1 protein-coding gene and 1 pseudogene are annotated in these 1,986 nt (G+C 64.8%); both read right to left on the bottom strand.

Going from position 1 to position 1,986, the window contains the following annotated elements:
* Positions 1-459, bottom strand: a 459-nt coding sequence (gene ruvC, locus ABHR76_RS09930; protein WP_346977636.1) for a crossover junction endodeoxyribonuclease RuvC, incomplete at its 3' end; no start/stop codon positions are given.
* A 242-nt stretch (positions 460-701) separates the two neighbouring features.
* Positions 702-1,986: pseudogene (locus ABHR76_RS09935) on the bottom strand (hypothetical protein); the annotation flags it as partial.

The raw sequence follows: 1,986 nt of genomic DNA on the forward strand, positions 1-1,986 counted from the left end.
GTTTACGTGGCAGATGGCGCAGGCCAGGGCATCGGCGGCATGGTCGGGATGCGGGTCGTGGTCGAGCTGTGTTAGAGTGCGTACCATGTAGGCGACCTGCCGCTTGTCCGCGGCGCCGGTGCCCACCACAGCCTGTTTGATCTGCATGGGCGTGTACTCGCCAATCTCGAGCGCGCATTCCGAAAGCGCTACGAGTGCAGCACCGCGGGCATGCGCCGTAGGGATGGCCGAGCGAACGTTGGCGCCAAAGTAGATGCTCTCGACAGCAGCCGTGTCGGGTCGATAACGCTCGACGACATCCTTAAGGTCACGGGCGATATGCGACAGGCGCACCGCGAGCGGGCTGCCCGCGCTGGTCTCGATGCAACCGTAGGCACGGCAGCGAACCTCGCCACGCCGCTCCTCGATAATCCCCCAACCCGTATGAGCCAAACCGGGGTCAATGCCCAAGATAACCAAGCCAACCTCCCCTCGCCACAAGCACAGCGCAAGACAAGGCCCCGCGCATCATTCACGAACGTCTGTTCTAGAATAACACAACGCTAGCCCTATAAGTCAGCCGAGATCGAATTGTAGGTTGAGTATACGCAAGCGAGCGCCCGCCAGAGCGAGCAAGGTGCCTTGAAAGAGGAGGGCATTGACCTGGCGGTCATGTCCGACGATTGAAAGGCAGATTGCCGCTCTGGCGGGCGCGCAGCGACCTAGTTCTGAGAGAAGAACGGAAATTGTCGGGGATCAACCGGCGGATGCGGCATCGGGCCACCCTGGGGACTACCTTGCGAGCCGCCCTGACCGCCCATCATCTTATCGATGGCGTCCTGAACCTCGCCCTCGAACTTTTTCATTCCCTCGTGCAAACGACGCTGACCGTCCTCGGAGCGCAGCTCCTCCATTTGCTCGGGCGAAATACCCAGCAGCTCGCCCAGCACGCCCATCATCTCGTTTCGCACGCGCTCGCTCGTATCCTCGTCAGCAAAACGGCGCACCTCGGCGCGCGCCAGCGAATCGACCGTCATACGCTCCTTGCCGTTAAGCCCCAGGTCGGACCACGCGAGCATATACGGCCAGGCACGCTCGGCAAACGAACGGGCCGAGACGATCGGCGCCATCGGCAACATGCGGCGGGCAGCCTCACCCTGTCGAACGAGCATCAGCAGCAGCGAGCAGGCCTCAGGCTTGCCAGCGGCCATCGGGATGTCGTCGAAAGCTCGATTGCGGTCCACGTGCGCCTCGAGCGCGCCATCGACCTCACCCGGCTCAAGCCCGCCGAGCAGCTGTGCCGCGCGGTCGAGCATATCGACCGGACCGTCGATCGTCGAGAGCGCTTGCGCCAGCACGCGCTCCATGCAATCCTCCACCGCGTTGAGCGTCACGAGCTCTTGGGGCACCACGGCAGACGTGCGGTTGCGCACACGCGCCACAAACTCAAGCGTCGACAGGTACACATCGCCAAAGGGCGCAAAGTCGCCCTGGTAGCCGCCGCAAAGCGCCGGCGCCGCCAGCGCATACTCGGTTTTGGACAGCGGGCTCAGCGCCATCGCACCCAGCTCGAGCGCCGTGTCCTCCAGCATGAGGCCCAGCGTGCGCGAGCGCAGACGCTCGGCATCGCCCGCCGACACGTCGCGATCGAGCACACGCGCCGCATCCGGTGCATCGCGCTCGACGGTGCGAATGTGCAAACGCTCGGCGATGGCACGGACGGCGGCACAGCGGGCAGCCTCGGCCTCCTCCTGCGCCGGCGTAAAGATACGGTTGCGCCCCAGCACCAGGCCAATTACGTTACGCGAACCCAGAGCGTCAACGGCCAGCGCCGCCAGCAGGGATGACGGCAGGTCACCCTCGAGTGCCACCACAGCACGCGACGCACCGTGGGCTCGGGCGTTGTCGCGCACGGCGAGCACCAGCGCCTGCCACAACCACTCCTCGGAACGGAACTCGGGCAGTTCGTGATCTTCCAGGGCATCGAGCATCACGCCGCGCTGAATC

The sequence above is a fragment of the Collinsella aerofaciens genome (assembly GCF_039752985.1).
GTDB classification, from domain to species: Bacteria; Actinomycetota; Coriobacteriia; order Coriobacteriales; family Coriobacteriaceae; genus Collinsella; species Collinsella aerofaciens_BT.